This is a genomic window from Cupriavidus sp. 8B (assembly GCF_054589115.1).
On sequence record NZ_BAAILO010000275.1, the window covers coordinates 1 to 20,104 of the forward strand.

Annotated in this window: 18 protein-coding genes and 1 pseudogene; 8 read left to right on the forward strand and 11 right to left on the reverse strand. The window is 60.4% G+C overall.

Features of this window, described 5'->3' with window-relative positions; translation table 11 throughout:
• Nucleotides 1-106 precede the first annotated feature (106 nt).
• From ACYP5B_RS27265 to ACYP5B_RS27275, 3 genes are all read left to right on the forward strand, one after another.
• A complete protein-coding gene (locus ACYP5B_RS27265; RefSeq protein WP_459571781.1) occupies nt 107-775 on the forward strand; it encodes a PAS domain S-box protein in 669 nt (222 codons plus the stop codon).
• Nucleotides 776-936: 161 nt separating this feature from the next.
• Nucleotides 937-1,776, forward strand: a complete 840-nt coding sequence (locus tag ACYP5B_RS27270; RefSeq protein WP_459571782.1) for a transcriptional regulator — start codon at nt 937-939, stop codon at nt 1,774-1,776.
• A gap of 242 nt (nt 1,777-2,018) precedes the next feature.
• Complete coding sequence (locus ACYP5B_RS27275) at nt 2,019-2,387, forward strand: SIR2 family protein (protein ID WP_459571783.1); 369 nt, start codon at nt 2,019-2,021, stop codon at nt 2,385-2,387.
• A 129-nt stretch (nt 2,388-2,516) separates the two neighbouring features.
• Here the strand turns inward: ACYP5B_RS27275 and ACYP5B_RS27280 are convergent, their stop codons facing one another.
• Nucleotides 2,517-2,831: an H-NS histone family protein gene (locus ACYP5B_RS27280; protein ID WP_459571784.1), complete on the reverse strand. Its 315-nt coding sequence runs from the start codon at nt 2,829-2,831 to the stop codon at nt 2,517-2,519.
• Nucleotides 2,832-3,033: 202 nt separating this feature from the next.
• Here ACYP5B_RS27280 and ACYP5B_RS27285 point away from each other — a divergent pair, with 202 nt between their 5' ends.
• Nucleotides 3,034-5,355, forward strand: coding sequence for an ATP-binding protein (locus ACYP5B_RS27285; protein WP_459571785.1), 2,322 nt, complete (start codon nt 3,034-3,036; stop codon nt 5,353-5,355).
• Nucleotides 5,356-5,564: 209 nt separating this feature from the next.
• On the opposite strand, the gene ACYP5B_RS27290 is transcribed toward ACYP5B_RS27285, so the two are convergent.
• From ACYP5B_RS27290 to ACYP5B_RS27315, 6 genes and pseudogenes are all read right to left on the reverse strand, one after another.
• Complete coding sequence (locus ACYP5B_RS27290; protein WP_459571786.1) at nt 5,565-6,788, reverse strand: ImmA/IrrE family metallo-endopeptidase; 1,224 nt, start codon at nt 6,786-6,788, stop codon at nt 5,565-5,567.
• The gene (locus tag ACYP5B_RS27295) at nt 6,772-7,440 is read right to left on the reverse strand and encodes a hypothetical protein (protein WP_459571787.1); all 669 of its coding nucleotides are present in this window, start codon (nt 7,438-7,440) and stop codon (nt 6,772-6,774) included. The genes ACYP5B_RS27290 and ACYP5B_RS27295 overlap by 17 nt, the downstream gene beginning before the upstream one ends.
• A 740-nt stretch (nt 7,441-8,180) precedes the next feature.
• Nucleotides 8,181-8,321, reverse strand: a pseudogene (locus ACYP5B_RS27300) (IS5/IS1182 family transposase); the annotation flags it as partial.
• Between the two features lie 1,233 nt (nt 8,322-9,554).
• Complete coding sequence (locus ACYP5B_RS27305) at nt 9,555-10,196, reverse strand: hypothetical protein (protein ID WP_459571788.1); 642 nt, start codon at nt 10,194-10,196, stop codon at nt 9,555-9,557.
• 50 nt (nt 10,197-10,246) lie between these two features.
• The gene (locus tag ACYP5B_RS27310) at nt 10,247-10,792 is read right to left on the reverse strand and encodes a hypothetical protein (RefSeq protein ID WP_459571790.1); all 546 of its coding nucleotides are present in this window, start codon (nt 10,790-10,792) and stop codon (nt 10,247-10,249) included.
• A 915-nt stretch (nt 10,793-11,707) separates the two neighbouring features.
• Nucleotides 11,708-12,034 (reverse strand): helix-turn-helix domain-containing protein, encoded by a 327-nt coding sequence (locus tag ACYP5B_RS27315; protein WP_459571791.1) that lies wholly within the window; start codon nt 12,032-12,034, stop codon nt 11,708-11,710.
• A 180-nt stretch (nt 12,035-12,214) separates the two neighbouring features.
• Here ACYP5B_RS27315 and ACYP5B_RS27320 point away from each other — a divergent pair, with 180 nt between their 5' ends.
• From ACYP5B_RS27320 to ACYP5B_RS27335, 4 genes are all read left to right on the forward strand, one after another.
• Complete coding sequence (locus ACYP5B_RS27320) at nt 12,215-12,643, forward strand: hypothetical protein (protein ID WP_459571792.1); 429 nt, start codon at nt 12,215-12,217, stop codon at nt 12,641-12,643.
• Between the two features lie 63 nt (nt 12,644-12,706).
• A complete protein-coding gene (locus tag ACYP5B_RS27325) occupies nt 12,707-13,120 on the forward strand; it encodes a helix-turn-helix domain-containing protein (protein ID WP_459571793.1) in 414 nt (137 codons plus the stop codon).
• Entirely contained in the window at nt 13,107-13,436 is a 330-nt protein-coding gene (locus tag ACYP5B_RS27330; RefSeq protein WP_459571794.1) for a hypothetical protein, read from the forward strand. The genes ACYP5B_RS27325 and ACYP5B_RS27330 overlap by 14 nt, the downstream gene beginning before the upstream one ends.
• A 36-nt stretch (nt 13,437-13,472) precedes the next feature.
• Complete coding sequence (locus ACYP5B_RS27335) at nt 13,473-13,943, forward strand: hypothetical protein (RefSeq protein ID WP_459571795.1); 471 nt, start codon at nt 13,473-13,475, stop codon at nt 13,941-13,943.
• 604 nt (nt 13,944-14,547) lie between these two features.
• Here ACYP5B_RS27335 and flgL read toward each other — a convergent pair.
• The 4 genes from flgL to ACYP5B_RS27355 all read right to left on the reverse strand — a co-directional run bounded on the left by flgL (nt 14,548) and on the right by ACYP5B_RS27355 (nt 20,104).
• Nucleotides 14,548-15,780: a flagellar hook-associated protein FlgL gene (flgL, locus tag ACYP5B_RS27340; protein ID WP_459571796.1), complete on the reverse strand. Its 1,233-nt coding sequence runs from the start codon at nt 15,778-15,780 to the stop codon at nt 14,548-14,550.
• Between the two features lie 37 nt (nt 15,781-15,817).
• Nucleotides 15,818-17,731 carry a flagellar hook-associated protein FlgK gene (gene flgK, locus ACYP5B_RS27345; protein WP_459571797.1) on the reverse strand — a complete coding sequence of 638 codons (1,914 nt, stop codon included), beginning with the start codon at nt 17,729-17,731 and terminating at the stop codon, nt 15,818-15,820.
• A gap of 214 nt (nt 17,732-17,945) precedes the next feature.
• Nucleotides 17,946-18,968: a flagellar assembly peptidoglycan hydrolase FlgJ gene (gene flgJ / locus ACYP5B_RS27350; protein ID WP_400100732.1), complete on the reverse strand. Its 1,023-nt coding sequence runs from the start codon at nt 18,966-18,968 to the stop codon at nt 17,946-17,948.
• Nucleotides 18,969-18,970: 2 nt separating this feature from the next.
• Nucleotides 18,971-20,104: a flagellar basal body P-ring protein FlgI gene (locus tag ACYP5B_RS27355; RefSeq protein WP_459571798.1), complete on the reverse strand. Its 1,134-nt coding sequence runs from the start codon at nt 20,102-20,104 to the stop codon at nt 18,971-18,973.

Sequence of the window (20,104 nt, forward strand, 5' to 3'; positions counted from 1 at the left end):
ACGTCCTGCCGGGCGCCTACATCACTTCCAGCGCCCCTTCAGGTGGGGGAGTTTGAGGTGACCACAGGTGGGGGAGTTTGACCGACCATCGGGGCCCAAGCACGTCATGGACCTGCTGCTCGACGCGATCTGCGTCGTCGACCGCCAGGGCCGTTTTCTGTCCGTCACGGGCGCTTGCGAAAGCATCTTTGGCTACCAGCCGGAGGAGATGCTGGGCACGCCGATGATTGACTTCGTCCATCCCGAGGATCGGGCGAGAACGCTGCAGGCCGTCGAGCGGATCGAGGCTGGCTATCTGCAGCGTCATTTTGAGAATCGTTATGTACGCAAGGACGGCAGTATCGCGCACATCATGTGGTCGGCACGCTTGTCCGAGTGCAAGAACCAGCGGGTGGCGGTGGCCCGCGATATTTCTGAGCAGGCCCTCGCGCTGGCAGAGGAGCGGTTGCTGTCCGATGGCTCGTCAGTGGAAGCACATTGGCGGCTGTCGGCCAAGCCTCCTACGCTGACCCCGCCGGGGTTCCCGCCCATTCCACTGTCTGCGCAGGATTTCACGGTCCTGTATGCCCTCGCCAGTGGCGATGAATGCGTGACGCGCAAGGCCATCGTGCGGGCGCTTGGAGAGGATTACCTCCATTACGACCAACGCCGACTGGATACCCAGATGCGCCGCCTGCGCCGCAAGGTCGAGCAGGTGGGCGGCCTACAGTTGCCCGTGTCGACGGTGCGGGGCGAGGGCTACCGGGTTTACCAGAAGATCGTGATCGACGGCTAGTGCCGGGGTCTGACACCAAGGCCGCATGGTGCGAGCCGCCAGTTTGCTCAGATTTGCTCAGACAAGGCGGGGGCCGGCGCTCTTATTCTTTTGGCTTTGAACATTAGCCAGATGGCGATCGTCAGCTTGCCTCGCGCGCGATCCATGAGGATTTGAATCGGATGCAGCAACCTCGACTCTCCGCACTTAGTCGTGCGGAGTTGGACCTTGCCTTTACGTCGTTTGCGGGGATGGATGGCGGCAACCCGGCCGCCGCCATCTGGGTGTGCGACGTCGCCCCACTGTCTAGCTGCGTACCGCTATCGGTAGCGTTGCGGGGGCAGCCGATACCCGGGGCCTGGGATAGGGAGTTCCGTTCGCGCCATGCACACCTATTGCCGCGCTGGCAGACGCATTACCGCATCGCACGGATGTTGGCTGCAGCGCGGTCAGCCGCCCTGCCCCCGGGGCGCATTCCGATCAATGCACAGGAGTACTTTGACCGCTATCTCTATGTGCCGAATGGATGGGAATTCAAGCTGAATCTCTTCCCACTGCCTGAGAGAACAGATCACACTTTGCCCTGGAGCAAGGTATTCCGCGAGCTGCAGGTGTTGGGTGTCAAGTCAGAGTATTTACGTCTGTGTCGCCTCGGCGGGCGCTTCCGCTTCATCTCGTCGCTGCGCCGCCAGCACCGGCCCCGCGTGGTACTGTGTCTCGGCGGTGAACGCCACGCGCGCGACTATCTGCGTGCGTTCGGCTTCGAGGACGTGGAGGGAGCCGATGTGCTCCTGCAGCCGGCCGATTCGGTGCGGCGCTTGCAGGTCTTCGAGCATGATCAGACCGCGCTGGTACTGAGTCCCCGCCTTGGCGGCGCGCAAGGGCTGAGTTCCGACGTGCTGCTCGACGCGCTAGGCACCTTCTTGGCGAAGTGGCTTCTCCCGACGGATTTTCCGCCCTGCTTGGGCGTAGCCGAGGAGCCTTCCGTTGCGCAGCCCGCTGGTAAGGCGCAACTTCACTAAAGGTGTGTCGGGAGAGAGCTGATGTATCCGTCATCGTCGGCCATAAGCTGCGTGCCAAGACGGTAGTCAGGACATATGCAGTCGGGTAGCCAGCAATTATGGAGAGGCCTGCGCCGGCAACGAGCACCCATTGTGAGCTCTGAGTACCGGTGCGTTCGCCCTCTAGCGGGTGCTTCGTAACTGTGGACGCGGACGCCGAGGGAATTCTGGCATCCCGTGTTCGAACGTGCTCCCTGAGAAACGTGTCCGTCCATAAGCTCACAAAGGCGTTGGAGACCGGTCGACTTCGAATCTATAAGATGAACGGGAGCATCTCGGACCCGAAGTCGCTATGCCTCACGACAGCCGATCTTCGAGCTATTGAAAGCAGACCGGTCTTCCAGACCCTCCGCGCGCTAATGACTTCGAGTCGAGTTGCCGTGGTCGGCCACTCATTGCGAGACGGCAACATGGCCGAGTTGATGGAAGATCGCAATCGGAACGATGGAAGCGTCTATGTATCGCCGGCCCTTGTCGATGTAGACGACATAACACTCGCACGGTTCAATCTACTCGGAGTTCGCAAGGATGCAGACGAGTTCCTCGAATCATTCGACCCCGCTCGCAACTGACATCCCATTGTGGGCGCGTGATCGCCTCACGCGGCAACGATGGCCATGTGTGGTTCGATGCTAAATAGCCTTACACATGCGGATGGCCACGCCCCCCTGCCTCGCGAAGATAGGGGGCAAACTTTGCGGCTACTCCTCAGCAATCAGGAATCGACTCGGATTCTTGCCCAGCCAAGTCGGCGCCCTACCCCGGCCCGACCATGTCTTGCCTGACTTCGGGTCGCGATACTTCGGAGGCAACGGCTCCTTGGCTGCCCTCGCTGCTCCGCTCCCAGCAGGTCGGCCCCGGCGGCGTTTGCCCTGAATATCCTCCACGGACAGACCGTATTGCTCCATCAGTGTGCGGATCTGCTCAATGACGCCGGACACTTCGGTTGCTCGCACTTCGACAAGCTGCGCTTCAAGTGCTTCCTTCTGAGCCAACAGCTGCTTGTAGGTCGCCATGCGGTGTTCTCCTTTTTGATTGGCCGACGAGAATGGCATGCCCTAGCTTACCAGCATCGGGCCCATCTTCAAAAGCAGCACATAACGCTCAAGAGTTCCTTCACAAGGAAGTCGCAGAACTCCCAGCGTAGAATGCTGCAGCCTCCATAGTCCTGTAGCCACCCGTCGGGCCGGCTCAACCCACGAAGAAAGGCAGGATAAAGTGACAATCAAACAGATTACAAAGCTCCAGGGTTACCGAATTTTCAGAAATTTCAAGTGGGACGGACTCCCTGACTTCGGACGCTACAACCTAATCTACGGCTGGAATGGCGCGGGTAAGACATCCCTGTCTACCCTATTTCGCTTCCTGCAGCGACGGGAAGCGCCTGATGCAAACGCGGTGGAGTTGCTGTTGGAGGGTGGAGTACTGAAGGGTACTGACTTTGACTCAGCGACAGCCCCTCCAATCCGAGTTTTCAACCGAGATTTTGTCGATCGAAATGTCTTCGAAGTGCCTGGCCACGAGCTGCCTCCCGTCTTCTATCTGGGAGAAGACAGTTCTAACAAGCAAAAGCAGATCGCGGAGCTATTGCAACTTCGGGACGACCTCCAAAAGCAGATTACGTCGACTGAGAAAGGGCTAGAGGTAGCCACAACGGAGTTCAATACCTTCTGTACTAGCCAAGCGCGGAGTATCCGCAATCTGCTTCTCGGCGATGCTCGCTATAACAACTACGAAGCGCCCAAGTTTAAGGAGCTAATGCGCCGGCTAGCGATTGCCGCTGTTGCAACAGCACCGCTGGAAGAAGCGGAGCGCAAACGGCTGGAGGAAGCAATTCAGGGCAAGGCGATGCCCAAGCTGCCCCAGCCGACATCGGAGAACATCCAACTCCACGAGCTCACGATCGCCGTCAGTGCGGAACTTCAGGTCACGGTTGTATCGAGTTCCATCGAAAAGCTCGTCCACTCGCCAGCCCTCGCCGACTGGGTCGAGAAGGGCATGCATCTACATGACGAGACGGAAACGCTCTGCCAATTCTGTGACCAGCCGCTGTCGGTCCTTCGGCTAGAAGCGCTTGCAGCGCACTTCAACGACAATTTCAAGGCCCATCAGGAACGACTGCAGAAGCTTCTCGACACGGTTGGTTCACTGCGTAGCGAGTCGCTAGCAAAGACAATCCCTGAAAGATCCGCACTCTACCCCCATCTCCATTCCGAGTTCGACGCTGCCATGGGGCAATTGAAGAGCCAGACCTTGTACGTTGAGACGTACTTGAAGGGCCTTCAACGAGCCCTCGAAGAAAAGCTGAAGGAACCCTTCCGGTCACTGGAGCTTACGCACTACATTCCGCGGATTGACTTCCAGACTGACTCCGGGTTCGCCAAATTCTTCGAATTCATCTTCAACGGTGTCTCGGCAATCGGTGCATTTTCAGGATTCTCAGCTGTTCAACGGTTGCTAAAGCTGGTCCAGGCGCACAATGCCTACACCGACAATTTCGATGCCGCCGCCGCATCGGCTCGGGACGCCTTAGAACTCGATGAAGGCGTGAAGGCCCTGAAGGAGTGGCGCTCGCGTTCGGAAGCCGTCGCCAACTCGACCTCCGCACTGGAGGAGGCGCGTGAAAAGCTTGGACCAATTGCTGGCCAGGTCGAGGGGCTGCAGCGCGATATTCGACAGCATCTCAAGCCCGCCGAGGAGCTCAATCGTGAGATGGCAGCCTACCTGGGTAGAGACGAACTTCACTTTGAGGCGAAGGACACGGGCTACACCATCATGCGTGGCCCTCAGCCTGCGATGCATCTCAGCGATGGAGAACGCACTGCTATTGCCTTCATGTACTTTCTGAAGACATTGAGCGATGCGGCATTCGACCTGCAAAACGGCATAGTGGTCATCGACGACCCGGTGTCGAGCCTAGATGCGAATTCCCTGTACTGCGCCTTCGGGTACATGAAGACGCGTACCAAGGACGCCAAACAACTCTTCATCCTGACTCACAATTTCGGCTTCTTCAGGCAAGTGAAGAATTGGTTCAACTACGCAGGCAATCTGCGCAGCAATCCTTACGACCCGTCCAAATCCAAGACGACGCACTTCTACATGCTTGCGCCAACGGTTGAAGACGGGCAGCGGAGCGCGACCCTTCGGACGCTGGATCCTCTGTTGCACGAGTATGAGTCGGAGTACCACTATCTCTTCCGATGCATCAATGATGGCGCCAAAGCTGCCGCACCGAAGAGCCTCGCAGAAGTGTACGGGCTACCTAATATTGCGCGACGGCTCTTGGAATCGTTCCTGTCCTTCCGAGTGCCTGGCCGTGCCGGAAATCTGGCGCACCAACTCGAGGCGCTTGACGGCGACGCTGCAGCAAAGGCGCGGATTGTAAGGTTTCTCCATACTCACTCGCACATGGAGCAAGTTGAGCCCGACCATGACCTTTCGGTACTATCCGAGGCACCGGCAGTCCTCGCTGACTTGCTCGGTCTCATTCAGACGAACGACAAAAATCACTACGACGCGATGATGAGGATCATCTAGCGTTGAGCCGTGGCCGCTTCCTTTCGCGAGACGACGAAAGCCAAAGCTGAAAGCGACGGCGTGGAGTCACCAGCGCAGCCACTTCTGACCATCCTCGGCGCTTCGCCAGCCAGTACCTTAAGGGCGACGATCAGGTGGCAAGTCGATTCTAGAGGCAGCGACACGGCGCTTGTAAGCCACTCGCACCATGCCGCCGGTAACCGACTTGCCTACCCGTTCCGCCTCTTGTTAAAAGCCGCGAGCGACACGACACCTGCCGAACCACCGTTTTCCCTTGGAGCAGGGCTTCTCGTGACGTTCGTAGAGCGCAATGTTGCCAATTCAACCACTTCACCAGGCGCATCAAAGTAGTTGGCTCGCAGTCCGCAAAGCCTCTCCACGTCGAGTGAAGAAAATCCGAGGTGGCGCGGGATGCCCTCTGCAGGGAGAATGCGCTCGCTTATCAGAAGCTCCACGGTACGTCGCAGCAACCGTGGCGCTTCGACTGCCCACTTATCATCACCTGGTTCCGCCTTGGCCCCCCAACGAGCTGAACGGCGCTTAAACAGCGACAGCTTCTCCTCGTCGCTAAGCAATCCAAGTGCATGTAGCCGCATCATCATCGCCGCCACCGAAACACCCCAACGCTGCTTAAGAATAAGCAAGTTGTCCAGGTTTCGTGGCACACGGACCTCGCGTGCAAACGTTTCGGCTGGAAGCAACAACGCACCAGCAAATCGGTGCGCCTGGCTCTCCATTTGGTTGTACCGATCCCGGTCATCTGCCCTAGTCATATGCTTGTGCAAAATCAGATGCCCTATTTCGTGTGCCAAATCGAATCGGCCACGAAATGCGTTCCCCTTGTCCGCTGAAAGCAGCACGACCGGTCGCTCGAGATGGGGGCTCCAGCTAGACAGCCCTTCGATTGCGGAAATCTCAGTCTCTTCCCGAGCAACAATGATTCCGGCGCCCTCCGCAGCCAGCGCAAGGTTCTGGATGGGCCCGCGACCAAGTTGCCAGAGATTGCGACACTCTTCCGCCGCCGCTTCAATATCAGCATTGCCGATTTGCTCTGGGTCCCGGAATTCGCGTTCAGGCAACTTGAGTTCCGGATAGTCCACGTAGTCGCCCAGAAGAACAGCAATCTCCTGAAGCCACTCAGTTCGAGCGTGGAGCTTGGCGCGGCCAGCCTTCAGCGCTGACGCGTTGCTCCGGTAGAGCGGCGCTGACACTGGCTTCAACGCTGCGCGGGTAAGCCATTCTGGCTGAACGTTAAGGACTAATGCCAAGCGCTCAAACGTATTGACTTCCGGCGCTTGGTCCCCCTTGCACCATTTAGTAACGGTTGACGCCGCCACCCCAACAAGAGTCGCCAACTGGCCTTTGGTCAGACCGCGGGCGGCAAGTGCTTGTTCAAGGCGAACGGGTTGTAGGTCTTTAATTCCTGTGGTCATTGCCGGTTTGAATCTTGGGCTGCGGCTTCAGTCGTGGCTTCACGTTGTCAGCTTGGACAACAGTTTCAGGACGGTCGTACACGTCGAGCAGTTCAGCAACCGACTTCTTGTAGAGCCACGACTTCATATCCGGAGCAGGGAGGGCGATCATGACTTGGGTCAACTGAGCTACGCCGTTGGCGTCCTGACCGTCCATCACCCCGAGGACGAAAATGGTGCCACCAACGGGCGGAGGCATGTCCTCATCGAGAAGACTGCGTTGGACGTAATGATGCTGGATGCTGCGATTGAACTCCGCCAAACGCTCACGCATTGCACTACGCCGCAGGCTCACCCACTTGTGTCCCGGGACATTCAATCGCGCGATGTGAAAGATACCCACGCGACCGACGACAATCTGCGTGCCCCGGAGCGGCGTCGGCTCTGCACCGTGAGCTTGCAGGGCTTCATGGAATGCTTCGTTAATGTGGAAATGCTTCCCAGAGCCAGCTGCCGACGGGCGGTGCCCCGCAGCAAATTCCGAGGCGCTCATGCGGCCCCGCTCATCGCCGCTGCGATACGCATCTTCGAGCGCCATCACGAGATCACGCGGAATCTGTTCCACGATTAATTTTTCCAGCTTTTCCCGGCTCAACTCAGACACACCGATCATTCCGACAATCCTATGCCGTTTCCAATGAGCGGAATATTACCAAAAAAACTTTCGTGTGACGGGTGTTTTTCATTTACAACGCCTCGCATAGCACTATCGGCAGTTCGAAATCTTGCTAACGAGCAGCAAACGCCACATTGTGTGACGAGTTGCGCGAGGGTGTGCTTCATGCGGCATAATCACCCTTCGAGTGCATCCACCGCCTGCCTGGTTTCATCCGCTGCCGCAGTGACCAAGTTCCCCTACAACTTGTCATACAGCTGCTTGCATTCCGGTATTTCCAGCACGATGAATCGAGAGTCCCATTGATAGCCACTGGGAGGGCTCAGGGCCCACCGGGGGAGACGCTCGCTCTGCGAGCCATGCATCGACGTCGACCACGCACCAGCACATTGAAAAGCGCGGGCCCAGATGAGCGGTCGGCGGCAAAGTGCGCGGCTGGCTCCGGGAGCGGAAGAGGATTGTGGAGGGAGTGACCTTGAGGATGACGGCAGGGTCGTGGGCGTCGAGGTAGGTGATGGGTGGCAGCTGCATACCGTGTATAGGGATAGCAGGTATCTCAACGCACTCCGGCCGGGTGAATAAGACGGAACCAGGTCCGAGGTATCAAGAGGTTTCATTCGTTTTGAGAAGTTTCAAAACCAGTGATACCGCGCGACACCGCAACCAGACTGGCACGCAATGGAGGGAACCCTCTTACCAAGAGGATGCTAGTAGGCCCTTGAGGCGAGACCAGTCGTGAGCATGACCTTGGCAACCTCGCGCTCGGCTTGTTCATCAGCGGGGCCCCTCAAGGCGCTGACTACCAGCCTGTGGCGGTTGTCACTCAAAGTACGGCCCATGTAGCGCAGCTCTTTACCGGTCTTGCCTTTGCGAAAGAGCACACGAATCTATTCAAGCGAGCTTGCCATCCTGCGCAACGGCTTCGGTAGAAGCGAAAGCGGATACGACTTCGGCTCCGGTTTGCATGTGGCAACACCGTCGGCATAGCACAGCAAGGAGCGTAGCATTCGTCGGTCGCAGCACATCTTCGCACTCAATCAGCATGTCCACCTGGTACACAGCGAGGTGCCATGCGGTCATGTCGACCGGCGCCCCGCAACGGGCACAAGTCTCAATGGGACCCGACCCGGGATATCGCACCGGAATGTCGTATTTGGCGAGCACCGAACGAAGCGCTGTGGCGCGACAATCGTAAGAGCAGAACTCCTCGATCCAGAGGTAGTCACCGACATCCGCTACCGGATAGGTGTCCGCAGGGAAGCTGAGCTTCTCGAAACATGCTGAAAGCTCGTACATTACCGCATCGCACCACGTTCCGCATTCCATGCAGGGACCCATTTCGCCTCCTGTCTGCAAAGGTGCCGTCAACATCCGACGCGGACCGCTACCTTACCGCCTGCTGCCCCGCTCATTTGTAGCGCCCGCGCGCTGACAACGATCCGCCGCGTCCACGCAAGCCTATTCGGCGCGTCGGCGCAAGCCTCAGACTAGGAGAACGTACCGCAGCGCAGCACAGTCATGTGGCCATGGATCGGGCGGTTGCTCGTGGGCGTGTGCCTGCCGTCAAGGCGCGGCACTCATTCTCCGCTAACCAGGAGACGACGTCCGTGTGACGCCAGCGGAGTGGGAATTTGGAACCGAGATGCACAGGTGGCGGCAGGGTATGCGGACTGCTTTTGAAGCGGCGGAGGATTGTGGCTGTGCTGACCCGCAGAAGAGCGGCGAGGTCGCAGGCGTCAGGATACGCGGTCCCGGCGGTACCAGCGCTAGTCAAACCACCTCCCAGTTAGCTGGCGTCATCGCAGACTTCAGCGTCCACTCTACGCGACTGGGCCAGGATGGCGTCTTATCCGAGAGCAACGGCACTGCGACAACGCCTGGGAAGCCATCTCGCCGGGTGTCAGTGTCCCCCTGTAACCTCTTGGCTAGAGCCACAGTGTTCTGCCAGAGGCTTGGTGACTGGCTCTCTCCAATCCGCGGCCCGAGCGTCCAAGCCGTCTGTCGATGGAAGAAGAAAGATGGCTGCGCCCATGTCTTGCGGAAGCGCAATGAAAAGCGAGCACCGCAAAATGCAGTGCTCGCGCGAGTTTTCGGTCTACCTCGTGACCTGCTCAGGCCGGGTCGATTCCAAGCAGTGGTTGGTCGTCCGACTCGCTGCCTTGGAACCAATCTGGTTTATAACCGTAGACGAGTCCACTTCCGTTCGGATAGGCAAAGCACTCACGCAGACGCCGGTACAGCCAATAGAATTCTTCGTGGCCGTGTGCTTTGGCAACCTGCTCCCATTCGTCGAAATCGCGGACGAGCTTCGCGCAAACGGCCGGCCCGAATGTCACGCCTCTGAGTCCATAGCGAACCAGCTCCCAAAATGGACCTCGCCCGCCTGTGTCGGGATACTTCTCTTTGTCCTCCAGGGCGCCGGCGACTTGCGCAATCCACTCATCTAGGGAACATTGCTTGATGAACTTCGCATTCTTCGCAATGATGATTGTGAGGATTCTGCACCAGTCGAAGAAAATAAGATTGTGGTATTTCCCTTCGACGCTGCAGTCATGTTCCTTTCCTTCTTCGTGTTCGTACACGGCACCGATTTCCAACCCTTCGGCCAGTTCAGGGTACGAACGCGGTGCCACGGCCAAAACCACGTTCTTCAGTGGTTCATTGGTGACTGCACACAGGTCAAACTGCTTAGGATGTCGATGTGCTTCGCGCTTCTTGACATCGGTCAACGCGACAAAAAAGCTAGTTACCATGAGTAGTTACTCCAAATGCGTCAATTCAAAAACGAAACAGCGTGTCTCTGTCACGAGCTATAAAGCTGACAGTAGGACCTCACTATCCCATTCGTAGTCGCGTTCGCGAAACACGAGCGCAGCCACCAATACGTCAAGTAGAACGCGTCGTCGTTGAAGATGTTGTCGCCGATAAGCATCGGCGGCCAGTCCACCCTTTCCATAACCTTCGATGCCCGGTCATTCCAAGCATCGAAGTCGGCGACAATCTTCCTGGCTGCGCTAGGTCCGAACGTCTCCACCGAGTAGTCGTAGTGAAGCAACTCGATGAAGGGACCGTCAGCGGGATATGCGTCCGAATTTTCTCGGTCGAAGCCGACCAGCTTCGCCAAGACGCCGTGCCAGTCCCACTTGAGTTCCATCGAGTATTCGTGCCGGAACTCGTACGTGTAGATGGATGAACCCTTCAATCCATCCGACCCGTGCAGGCGAGGTGCCGCGTCGATATACGTCGCGTTCGCCAGCCTGTGCCCGGTCTTCGGGTCTATCCACCAGCCAAGCTCGCTGACGCCCTCTTCCAGGAGCTTCAGACCCTTGCACAGCTCATAAACGTACATTTCTGTTGTTTCCTACATTGCAGGTTGCAAGCGGGCCGATCGGCACACCTGCGCAGCATCGAACTAGCTGCAAGAACGTATATCTCCAAAACAGGGGGATGATTTGGGCGGAAGGATGAGTTCTGAGGTTTTCAACGGGTGCGAGCAGGAGTCGGAGCCGAAAAGAGGAAGGCAGAGCAGGCTGTTTCCGAAATGCTCGCGGAGACAAGAATTTGTGCGTTAATCGCACAGGGCTAACGCGTCATCGAGATGGGAACTACAGCCTGGCGAGGAGGCGCCTTCAGCCAACCACGAGGCGACGTCGGCCCGGCGCCAGCGAAGCGGAAAGTTCGGGCCGAGATGCGCAGGCGCCGGCAAAGTGTGCGGCTGTCTTTTGGCGCGCCGGAGAATGGTGGCGGGACTGACCTTGAGGATGGCCGCCAGGTCGTGGGCGTCGAGATACGCGGTCGATAGTGGGTGCATGCCAAGTATAGGCTCGACCGTAGCTGGAACTGCCCCCGGTGCGATGCAGTCGGAAGCCGGCGGCGACCGGGGACGGACCTCGGGGAGCGGCGAAGTGTCCCCTCGAACTGAGGCAAGACACCTTGATGCACGCGAGTCTGGCGATTGGGCAACCAGGGCGGACGCGCTGGCTGTGCGGACCGCTGCGCGTCTCGGACACGCAGCAAAAACGAGGACTGTACGGTCTGCAGCTAGGAAGCACGAATGTTGCGTGTCACTGGGCCGTCATGATTCGCGTGCGCGAAGGCTCAGCGGAACCACCTTGGAAACGCGGTCAACGTGGAACTCTCGCGCACGCACGCCCCTGCATTGACCGCTCTCCACACGAGAGAAATTGCGATAGCCAACCTGGGCCTGTCCAGCAGAACTCTTTGCGATGAATGGAGGGCAGCGCAGGCCTACGGCCCTCCCCCACTAAGGGCTTTGATTTTTGCGTGGCTTCGACTTGCGGGCAATCTTTTTCTGTGCCGCAAGGGTCGCTGCCATGGCGGCCTCGAAGGTGGCGAGTTGGACTTCGACCCTTTCCATGAACTCGCTTCCTGTCGTGCCGAGTGCCAGGCACCATTTTCGGAATTCGAGCACGTCAAGCCGACGCCCTCCCCGTTCGCACTTGCTAACAAACGTCTGCTCGACTCCAAGTCTTGAGGCGAGCTCAACCTGCGTTATCTCTCTCAGCTCTCTTTCGATACGAAGTGCTTTGAGCAGAATGGCGTACTCCTCCTCAGGGATTGAAGTTTTCATTGCCGGCGCGGCGAGTGACGGATACGCTAGCTTGCAGCCAAAAGTCGAATAGTGTTAAATTCGCATAGTACAAAATCGCATATTTCAAAACAGCGAGACCGCACTTCCGGACTGCTCGTGGCATTCGGCGAGGTGAACGATGCGGCTCACAACGGTCTGTAGGGACCTCGGGATTCCTCAATGAAACACCTAGGCAAGGGATTGACTGCATTGCTAGGCGATAAGCCAAACAAGCCTTCTTCCATCAATCCAGCCACGGCCGGCAGAGGCATCGACGAGATGAACGAGCTCGAGCTGATGTATCAGATTTGCATCGGAGACGGGCTCGAACTGACGGGCGACCCAACGCAGGCGTTCGCTGCCTATGACCCCGCCGCGCAGAAGTTGCGCGTCTACTCAATGAACGATGCCTATGTCCACATGGTCACTTTTGACTCCGCGAGCAAGATGGCTGTGCTCGAATCCGCTCAGGGGCAAGGCGCTAGCTTCATGGCCAGCGGCAATGATGTACTTTGTGTTCTGAAAGGCATCACCGCCAAAGGAAGGACTTATGCCGAAGCAGCACTCAGGGCAATAGCCAAACACCAGCTGACCATCAAACCGGAATAGCGCGCCCATCATGCCGATACGAGCCAGGTTATCAGCACGGCACAAGCGGCAAGAGTTTGCCGCTTGTATGCCGAAGCCACCGTCGAGCGGCAGATTTACGCCGGTTGTTTCGACCAGGTTTTCGTCGCGAGAGGTGGCAGCTTGGCTGGGATAGACCCCTCTCGTTCATACACGCTTGAAGAGCTCGAATGCGAGATTGGCGGCAGCCTCCGGCGGCTCCGCATCAATCGCAACCTGGAGCAGGCCGTTCTGGCCAAGCGTGCCGGCGTGAGCGTCCGCGCCTTGCGGAATCTCGAACTGGGAGACGGTTCGACGCTGCACACCTTCATCTGCGTTGTTCGGGCACTCGGCCGACAGGAGTGGTTCGCCACGATTGGGCCTGTTCCCACCATCAACCCCCTGATGCTGACTAGGACTGCCGAGCCCCGCCAACGCGCCAGCAAGCCTAGGTCGAGGACCAAGCATGAATCTCAGTGACGTACCCGCGGACTTCCCGCGAATCAAGATTCCGGCCGTCGTAACGGGCGCTCAGCCCAAGATATGCGTTCGGGAGATAGACGGGCGTTATGTCGCTGGCCAGAGCGAAGAAGAGCGATTTGAGCGCTGGGACATTTGCGAAGACCTGGCGCAACAGCTCCTTCCTGTTGCTAAGAAGGACGAGGCCAAGCGTCCAGAGCACTCGAGGGAAAAGACACTTCGCAGGGTGCGGATTTCCGTGTCACACGAAGGCTGGTGCTCCGAGGAGGAGTTGGACTGGCTCATCGGGCGCCTCGGTGCGCTACTGCAGGGCTGAGCGGGCAACCAGGAAGGGTGGGAAGTGCCGCTTCAGTTGAAGGAAGCCATCGACAAGCTCTACAAGCCGCCGCGGGACGGAGCGCGTCAGGTATTGGCGGTGTCACGGAGTGTCGCTGAGAACTTGCCGCGACTGGAGTCCGTGGCTGTCATCTCGGTCACTGCGCCTGGGAGGCCGCTGGCTAGTCTGGATGGGTTCACGCAAGTCCTACGGCTAAGCTTCGCGGACGTCGACTTCATGAACCCTGAGCTTTCGGCAAGAGCGAAGGAGAAGCTCGCAGATGCGTTCCGGCCGGAACATGCGGACGAGATACGGGGATTCGCTGAGGGGCTCCCAAGTGGAGTGGTGACCGTGGTGGTGCACTGCGAAGGTGGGTATTCGCGGTCGTGCGCGATTGCGCTGGGGCTGCACCGGCTGTATGGGTACCAGACGGATATCCGACAACTTGAACAGGCGAACCAATCGGTGCTGTCGCTGATGCTGAACATTCAGACTTTGCGGAATTGATGCTCAGCTCGTCTCGGTGGATTGTGACGCACCTTAAATGCTAGGGCGGCGTCGCCGCCCACGGCTGAAATGACTGCTCGCCTGTTCTATATTTATCTCAGGGCTCCACCCGACGAAGCGCTGCGGAGGAACTAATGACCAAGGAGGTTCTTACTCGTGTCGAGTACCTTGACGTGCTGAACGAAAGCCTACGGCACCATCCGAAGTGGAAGCCAGGGATGGCGTTCGTCTTTTGGCCTCCCGGCAGTGCGGCAAAGAGAGCCAAAGGCATCGGATTTGTAGGTCCGGCGGAGAGTCGACCTATCTTCGACAGAATCGAGCACGTAGCTGCTAGGTTGTGCGAAGTCCGTGATAGAGCGAAATGGGGCGAAAAATGAGAGCTTACCCGGAGCACTCGGCCTTACTCTACCGACAAAATTTGTCGCTCACGGATGCTCAAAGGGCAATCAACGGATCCAGGAACGAGTCTGTCAATAAAGTCGAGCAAATCCTTGTGCAGCAAGGGTTTCCGGGTAGTCTAGACAGTGACTTGCTCGACTTTAGCCGTACCGTTTTGCTCAACTCTATTGACTAGACGCAAATGGGCACCGAGGTGCCCAACCGCCTACCCCAGGTACTTGAACAAATTCATCCCCTGGATCTGCATGAACGACTGCTGCGCCGCCTGCAGCGAAGTCTGGCGCTGGTAGTACTCGGTCATGGCCGAGTAGTAATCCAGGTCCTGCAGGCCGGACAGCGTCTGGGTGTAGTTCAGCCCGCGGTTGGTGCCGATGGTGTCGAGCGCATCGAGCTCGTTCATGCGCGAGCCGACCGAGGTCTGCACCGTGCTGACGTTGTCCAGCGAGTTGGCCATCTGGCGGTTTGCCGTGGACAGCGCGTTGGCCAGCGTGGCGCGGTCGCTGTCGGTGACGATCGGCTGCTTCAAGGCGTTGATGACGCTCTGCAGGTTGGCGAAAATGTCGGTGCCCGCCTGCTTGGCCGGTTGCAGGTTGACGGTATCGCCATCCTTGGGCGTGCCCTTGATCGACAGCGAGAGCCCGCCGACCGAGATGCCGGCGCCGTCCACATAGTCCACCGGGGCACCGACTGCGGCCGGCGGCGCGGCGCTCTGGTCCATCACCTGGTACTGCATCTTGCCGGTGCCAGCGTTGGTGGCGAAATTGAGCGAGAGGCTGTGGCCGTACAGCGCGTTGGTGGGATCCGTCACCGAGATCGCGCTGAACACGCCGGTGCCCGTATTGGTGCTGGGCGAGGAGGCGACGTAGGTAGCGGTGGACTGCACGCTCATGAAGATCGCGTTGCCGTTGTCGTTGGTGGGCATCTGGCGGGCAACGTCGACCTGCAGCAGTTGCTGGCCGGTATCGCCGCCGTAGACCACCGCGCCGCTGCCGTTCTTGGAGAACGGCGGCGTGGAGGACTGATAGCCCGCGAACAGGAACTGGCCGTTGCCGTCGTCGGCGTTGGCCAGGCCGAGCAGCTGGTTGTATGAGTCCTGCAGCGAGGAGGCGACCGAGGCGCGGTCGGCATCGCTCATGGTGCCGTTGCCGGCTTGCACCACCAGCGTCTGGATGTTCTGGACGGTGGTGACCACGCTGTTGAGCGAGCTCAGTTCCATCGACAGGTTGGTGTTGGCCTGCTTGCGGGACGTGGCGTACTGGTCATTGACCGCGCTGGACTGCGAGACCACGAGCGCCCGGGTGGCGCCCACCGGGTCGTCCGACGGGGTCAGGATACGGCGGCCGGTGCCGAGCTGTTGCTGCACGTGCAGCAACGAGCCTTGCTGGCTGTTCATCGAAGCCAGGCCGAGTTGGTAGAGCGTGGAGCTTGCAACGCGCATGTCTGTTCCTTTAGGAGATCCGGGTCTTCAGAAGCGATCAGCGGCCGATACCGATGATGGTATCGAACAGCGTGGTGGCGGTCTGGATGACCTTGGCGTTCGCCTGGTAGAGCTGCTGGAAGCGCAGCATCGAGACGGTTTCCTCATCCATGTTCACGCCCGAGACGCTTTGCTGCGACGTCTGCACCTGGGTAGTGACGCTGTCCTGCGAAGTCGACGCGATCTGCACGGACTTGGCGCGGCTGCCGACGTCGTTGACCAGTTGCGCGAAGGCGTCGTTGTAGCTCGATACGCCGCCGATGGTCTTGGAGGTCTGCAGCTTGGCCAGCGTCAGCGCGTTGCCATTGTCGGACACGCCGCTCAGGTTGGGCGCCAGCGTGAAAGTGTCGCCGGTCTTGGGCGTGCCGTCGAAGCTGACCGTGACGCCGTTGAACGAGTATTCCGTCGCCGTGCCATTGGGGGTGGGGCCGCTGGTGGGCACAACCGCGGCACCGGTCGCATCGGTGAAGACGTAGTTGGCGCCGTTGTACTTGGCCGTGATCGCAGTGGCGGGCAGGCCGAAGCCTTGCGCCACATTGGTGACCTTGACCGTGCCGGTACCGGTGTTGGTGGTGCCTGCGCTGACGCGCAGCGGGCCCGCGGCTGCAATCTTGGCGGGATCGGTAATGGCCATGTCCATGCCCGCCGCCACATTGCGGGTCGGCTGGATCTGGTAGGAATCATTGGCCGACATCGCCGTCGGGATCTTGACGTCCACGCCGTCCGCCGACAGCGTCAGCGGATAGGTGGCGGTAGCACCCGCCTGGGTGGCCACGACCTTGTTGTCCGACATGCGCGTGAGCGAGTAGTTGGTGCCGTCGTAGGTCAGCGTGTAGTCGCTGGTGGTCAGTTGCGACGTATTGCTGATGCTGGCCGATACCAGCGAGGCGCCGGTATTCGAGCTCTTGGGCAGCGTGACGGGCGTGCCGAGCTTGAACAGGTTGCCGCCGATCTGGCCGGTCAGGTCCACGCCGAGCTTGTGCTGGTCGTTGAAGGTCTGGGCCAGCGTCACAGACAGCCGTCCGATGGCATTCTGCGCGGGATCCAGCGACTCGGTGCGGAACTTGAGCAAGCCGCCGACGGAGCCGCCCGTGAGGGTGCTTTCGTCCATCTCGGTCACGTTGCCGTTGGCTTGCGTGTACGCGATCGTGGTACGCGACGGATCGGCCGACGATTGCACCGCTTTCAGGTCATAGGAGTTCGAGCCCATCACCAGGGGCTGGCCGTTGCCGACGAACACGTTATAGGTATTGTCCTGCGGCACCACCTTGACGCCTACCAGCTGGGTCAGCTGCGAGACCAGCTGGTCGCGCTGGTCGAGCAGGTCGTTGGGCGGCTGGCCGCCGCCGGCAGCCGTAGCCCGCGTGATCTGGTCGTTGAGCTTGGCAAGCTGCTGGGAGTAGGCGTTGATCTGCGTGACCGAGCTTTGCACCTGGGTATTGACGCCGTCACGCAATTGCTGGAAGTAGGAATTGGCGGCACGCATCTGCCCGGTGAGCGATTGCCCGGCATTGATCATGTTCTGGCGCGCGGCCGGATCCGCCGGCGTGTCCGATACCCCTTGCACGGCGGCGAAGAACTTCTGCATCAGCGGCGCGATGCCACCCTTCTGGTCGGCCAGCAGGTTGTCGATCTGGCTGATCTGGTTGGAGTACGTCGAGAGCTGGGCGCTGGCGGACTGGGCGTTGCGCAGCTGGCCGGTCAGGAACTCGTCATAAACGCGGACCACCGAGGTCGTGTTGGAGCCCTGGCCGTAGAAGCCGCTGCTGGTGTACTGGCCACCTGCGGACGCAATGATGGTGTTCTGCCGCGTATAGCCTGCCGTGGTGGCATTGCTGATATTGTGGCCAACCGTCGTCAACGCGTTCTGCGCCGTGTTCAGGCCGGAAAGTCCGATATTGAAGAGAGACATGCTCTAACCCCGCATCTGGTGGCTGCCGTGTGCCTGACCGGGCGATCCGTGCACCGTGGCCGCTTCTCGCGGAGCCTTCGATGCCGGTTCGCCGCTGCCGGACTCGACGGCGGTGAATGATGTAAGTAACGGCAGAAGTACAAGGAGACTTTAGAGCGCGGCGCCGACAATTTACGTCCGGCCTGCGCGCGCCCGGCCGGGGCGCAGCATGCGCTCAGACGGGCACTTTCCGCATGATCCGGACCAGCTTTTCGCCGTAAGCCGGATCCGTGGCGTAACCGGCCCGCTGCAGGCCCCGGGCCGCGTCGTCCGGCGTGGCCGCGGCCAGCACCTCGGCGTAGCGCGGGTTGTTGCTCAGCAAGCGGCCGTAGTCGGCAAAGGCTTCGTCGTACGAGCCGTAGGCGCGAAAGCGCGCGCGCACCTTTTGCGGCTGGCCGTCGACATATTCGGTGGTGGTGATTTCCGCGACCTGGCCCTTCCAGTTGGCGCCCGCCTTGATGCCGAAGACATTGAAGGTGGTGCTGCCGTCCGGGTAGGCAATCTCGCGCCGGCCCCAGCCGGATTCGAGCGCGGCCTGGCCCAGGATCAGCTTGGCCGGCACGCCGGTGGCGCGCGCCGCGGATTGCGCGGGCCCCGCCATGCGCGAGACGAAGGCGCTGATGTGGGCCGGCGTGTCTTCCGGCAACACGGCATTGCCGCCCTGCCAGGCACCGGTGTCCTGCGACTGGTACTGGCGCAGGCCCGCGGTCGGGTTCCAGCTGGTGCCAGCCACCACGCTGCCTGCACGCGGCGTGTCCGCGTCACCGTTGCGCATGTCCAGCGTGCGCGCCAGGCCTGGGGCGGCGTCGTCCATGCCCGCCTGCACGGCGGCCTGCTTGGCGGCCGCGCCGGCGAGCTCGGGCGGCAGGCCCGCGCCGCTGGCGCGCGCGAGCTGGCGCACCATCACATCGGCCAGGCCGATGCCGCGCGAGGACATCTGCTGGGACAGCTGCTGGTCCATCATCGACATGTACAGCTTGGTCTGCTCGTTGTCGAACAGGCCATCCTGCGGCGTGGCGTCGCGCATGCTCTTGAGCACCATTTGCGTGAACACCGCCTCGAATTGGCGCGCGGCGGTGCGCAGCGTCTCCGGGGTGGCCCCGGTACGGGCACTTTGCTTGAGGCCTTCGAAGCCCTGCGTATCCAGGGCGAAGCGTTGCGAGAGTTCGGCCTGCGCGGCCACGCGGCTGGCGGACATGATCAGATGATCTCGAGGTCGGCGCGCAGCGCGCCAGCGGCACGCATGGCTTCAAGAATGGTCTGTAGGTCGGCCGGTGTCGCGCCCAGCGCGTTCAGGCCCTTGACCACCGCGGCCAGCGAGGCGCCGGCCTTGACAATCTGCAGCGCGCCGCCTTCTTGCTTCATATTGATCTGCGAGACCGGCGCCACCACGGTTTGGCCGCCGCTGAACGGCGCCGGCTGGCTGATCACCGGCTGGGTGTTGATCACCACCGACAGATTGCCGTGCGCCACCGCGCAGTCGTCCACCGTCACGGCCTGGTTCATCACGATCGAGCCGGTACGCGCATTGAGGATGACCTTGGCGGCAGCCTTGGCGCGCGTGACTTCGATGTTCTCGATGCGGGCCATGAAGGCCACCCGCGCGCTCGGGGCCGCAGGCGTGCGCACCTGCACCACCCGGCCGTCCAGCGCGCTGGCCACGCCGCCGCCCATCGCGCGATTGATCGCTTCGACAACGCGCTCGGCCGTGCCGTAATCGGTTTCGCGCAGCTCCAGGTTCAGGATGCCGCCTTCGGGCTGGAACGCCGGCACCGCGCGCTCAACGATGCCGCCATTGGCGATGCGGCCCACCGCGAGCTGGTTGACCTGCACCTTGCTGCCGTTGGCCGACGCGCCCGCGCCGCCCACCAGCATGTTGCCCTGCGCGATCGCGTAGACCTGGCCGTCGGCGCCCTTGAGGGGCGTCATCAGCAAGGTGCCGCCACGCAGGCTTTTGGCATTGCCCATCGACGACACCACCACGTCGAGCTGGCTGCCGGGCCGTGCGAACGGCGGCAGCGTGGCGGTGACCATCACCGCCGCCACGTTCTTGAGCTGCATGTTCTTGCCGGCCGGCAGGGTGATGCCGAGCTGCGAGAGCATGTTGGTCAGGCTCTGCGTGGTGAACGGCGTCTGCATGGTCTGGTCGCCGGTGTTGTCCAGCCCCACCACGAGGCCATAGCCCACCAGCGGGTTGTCGCGCACGCCCTGGAAGTTGGCCAGGTTCTTCAGCCGCTCCGCGTGCGACGCGCCCGCTAGCAGGCCCAGCGTCAGCGCCAGGAGAAGAGCGCGGACGAAGCGGCTGCGCAAGGCGGGGAACGAAGACAGGGACAT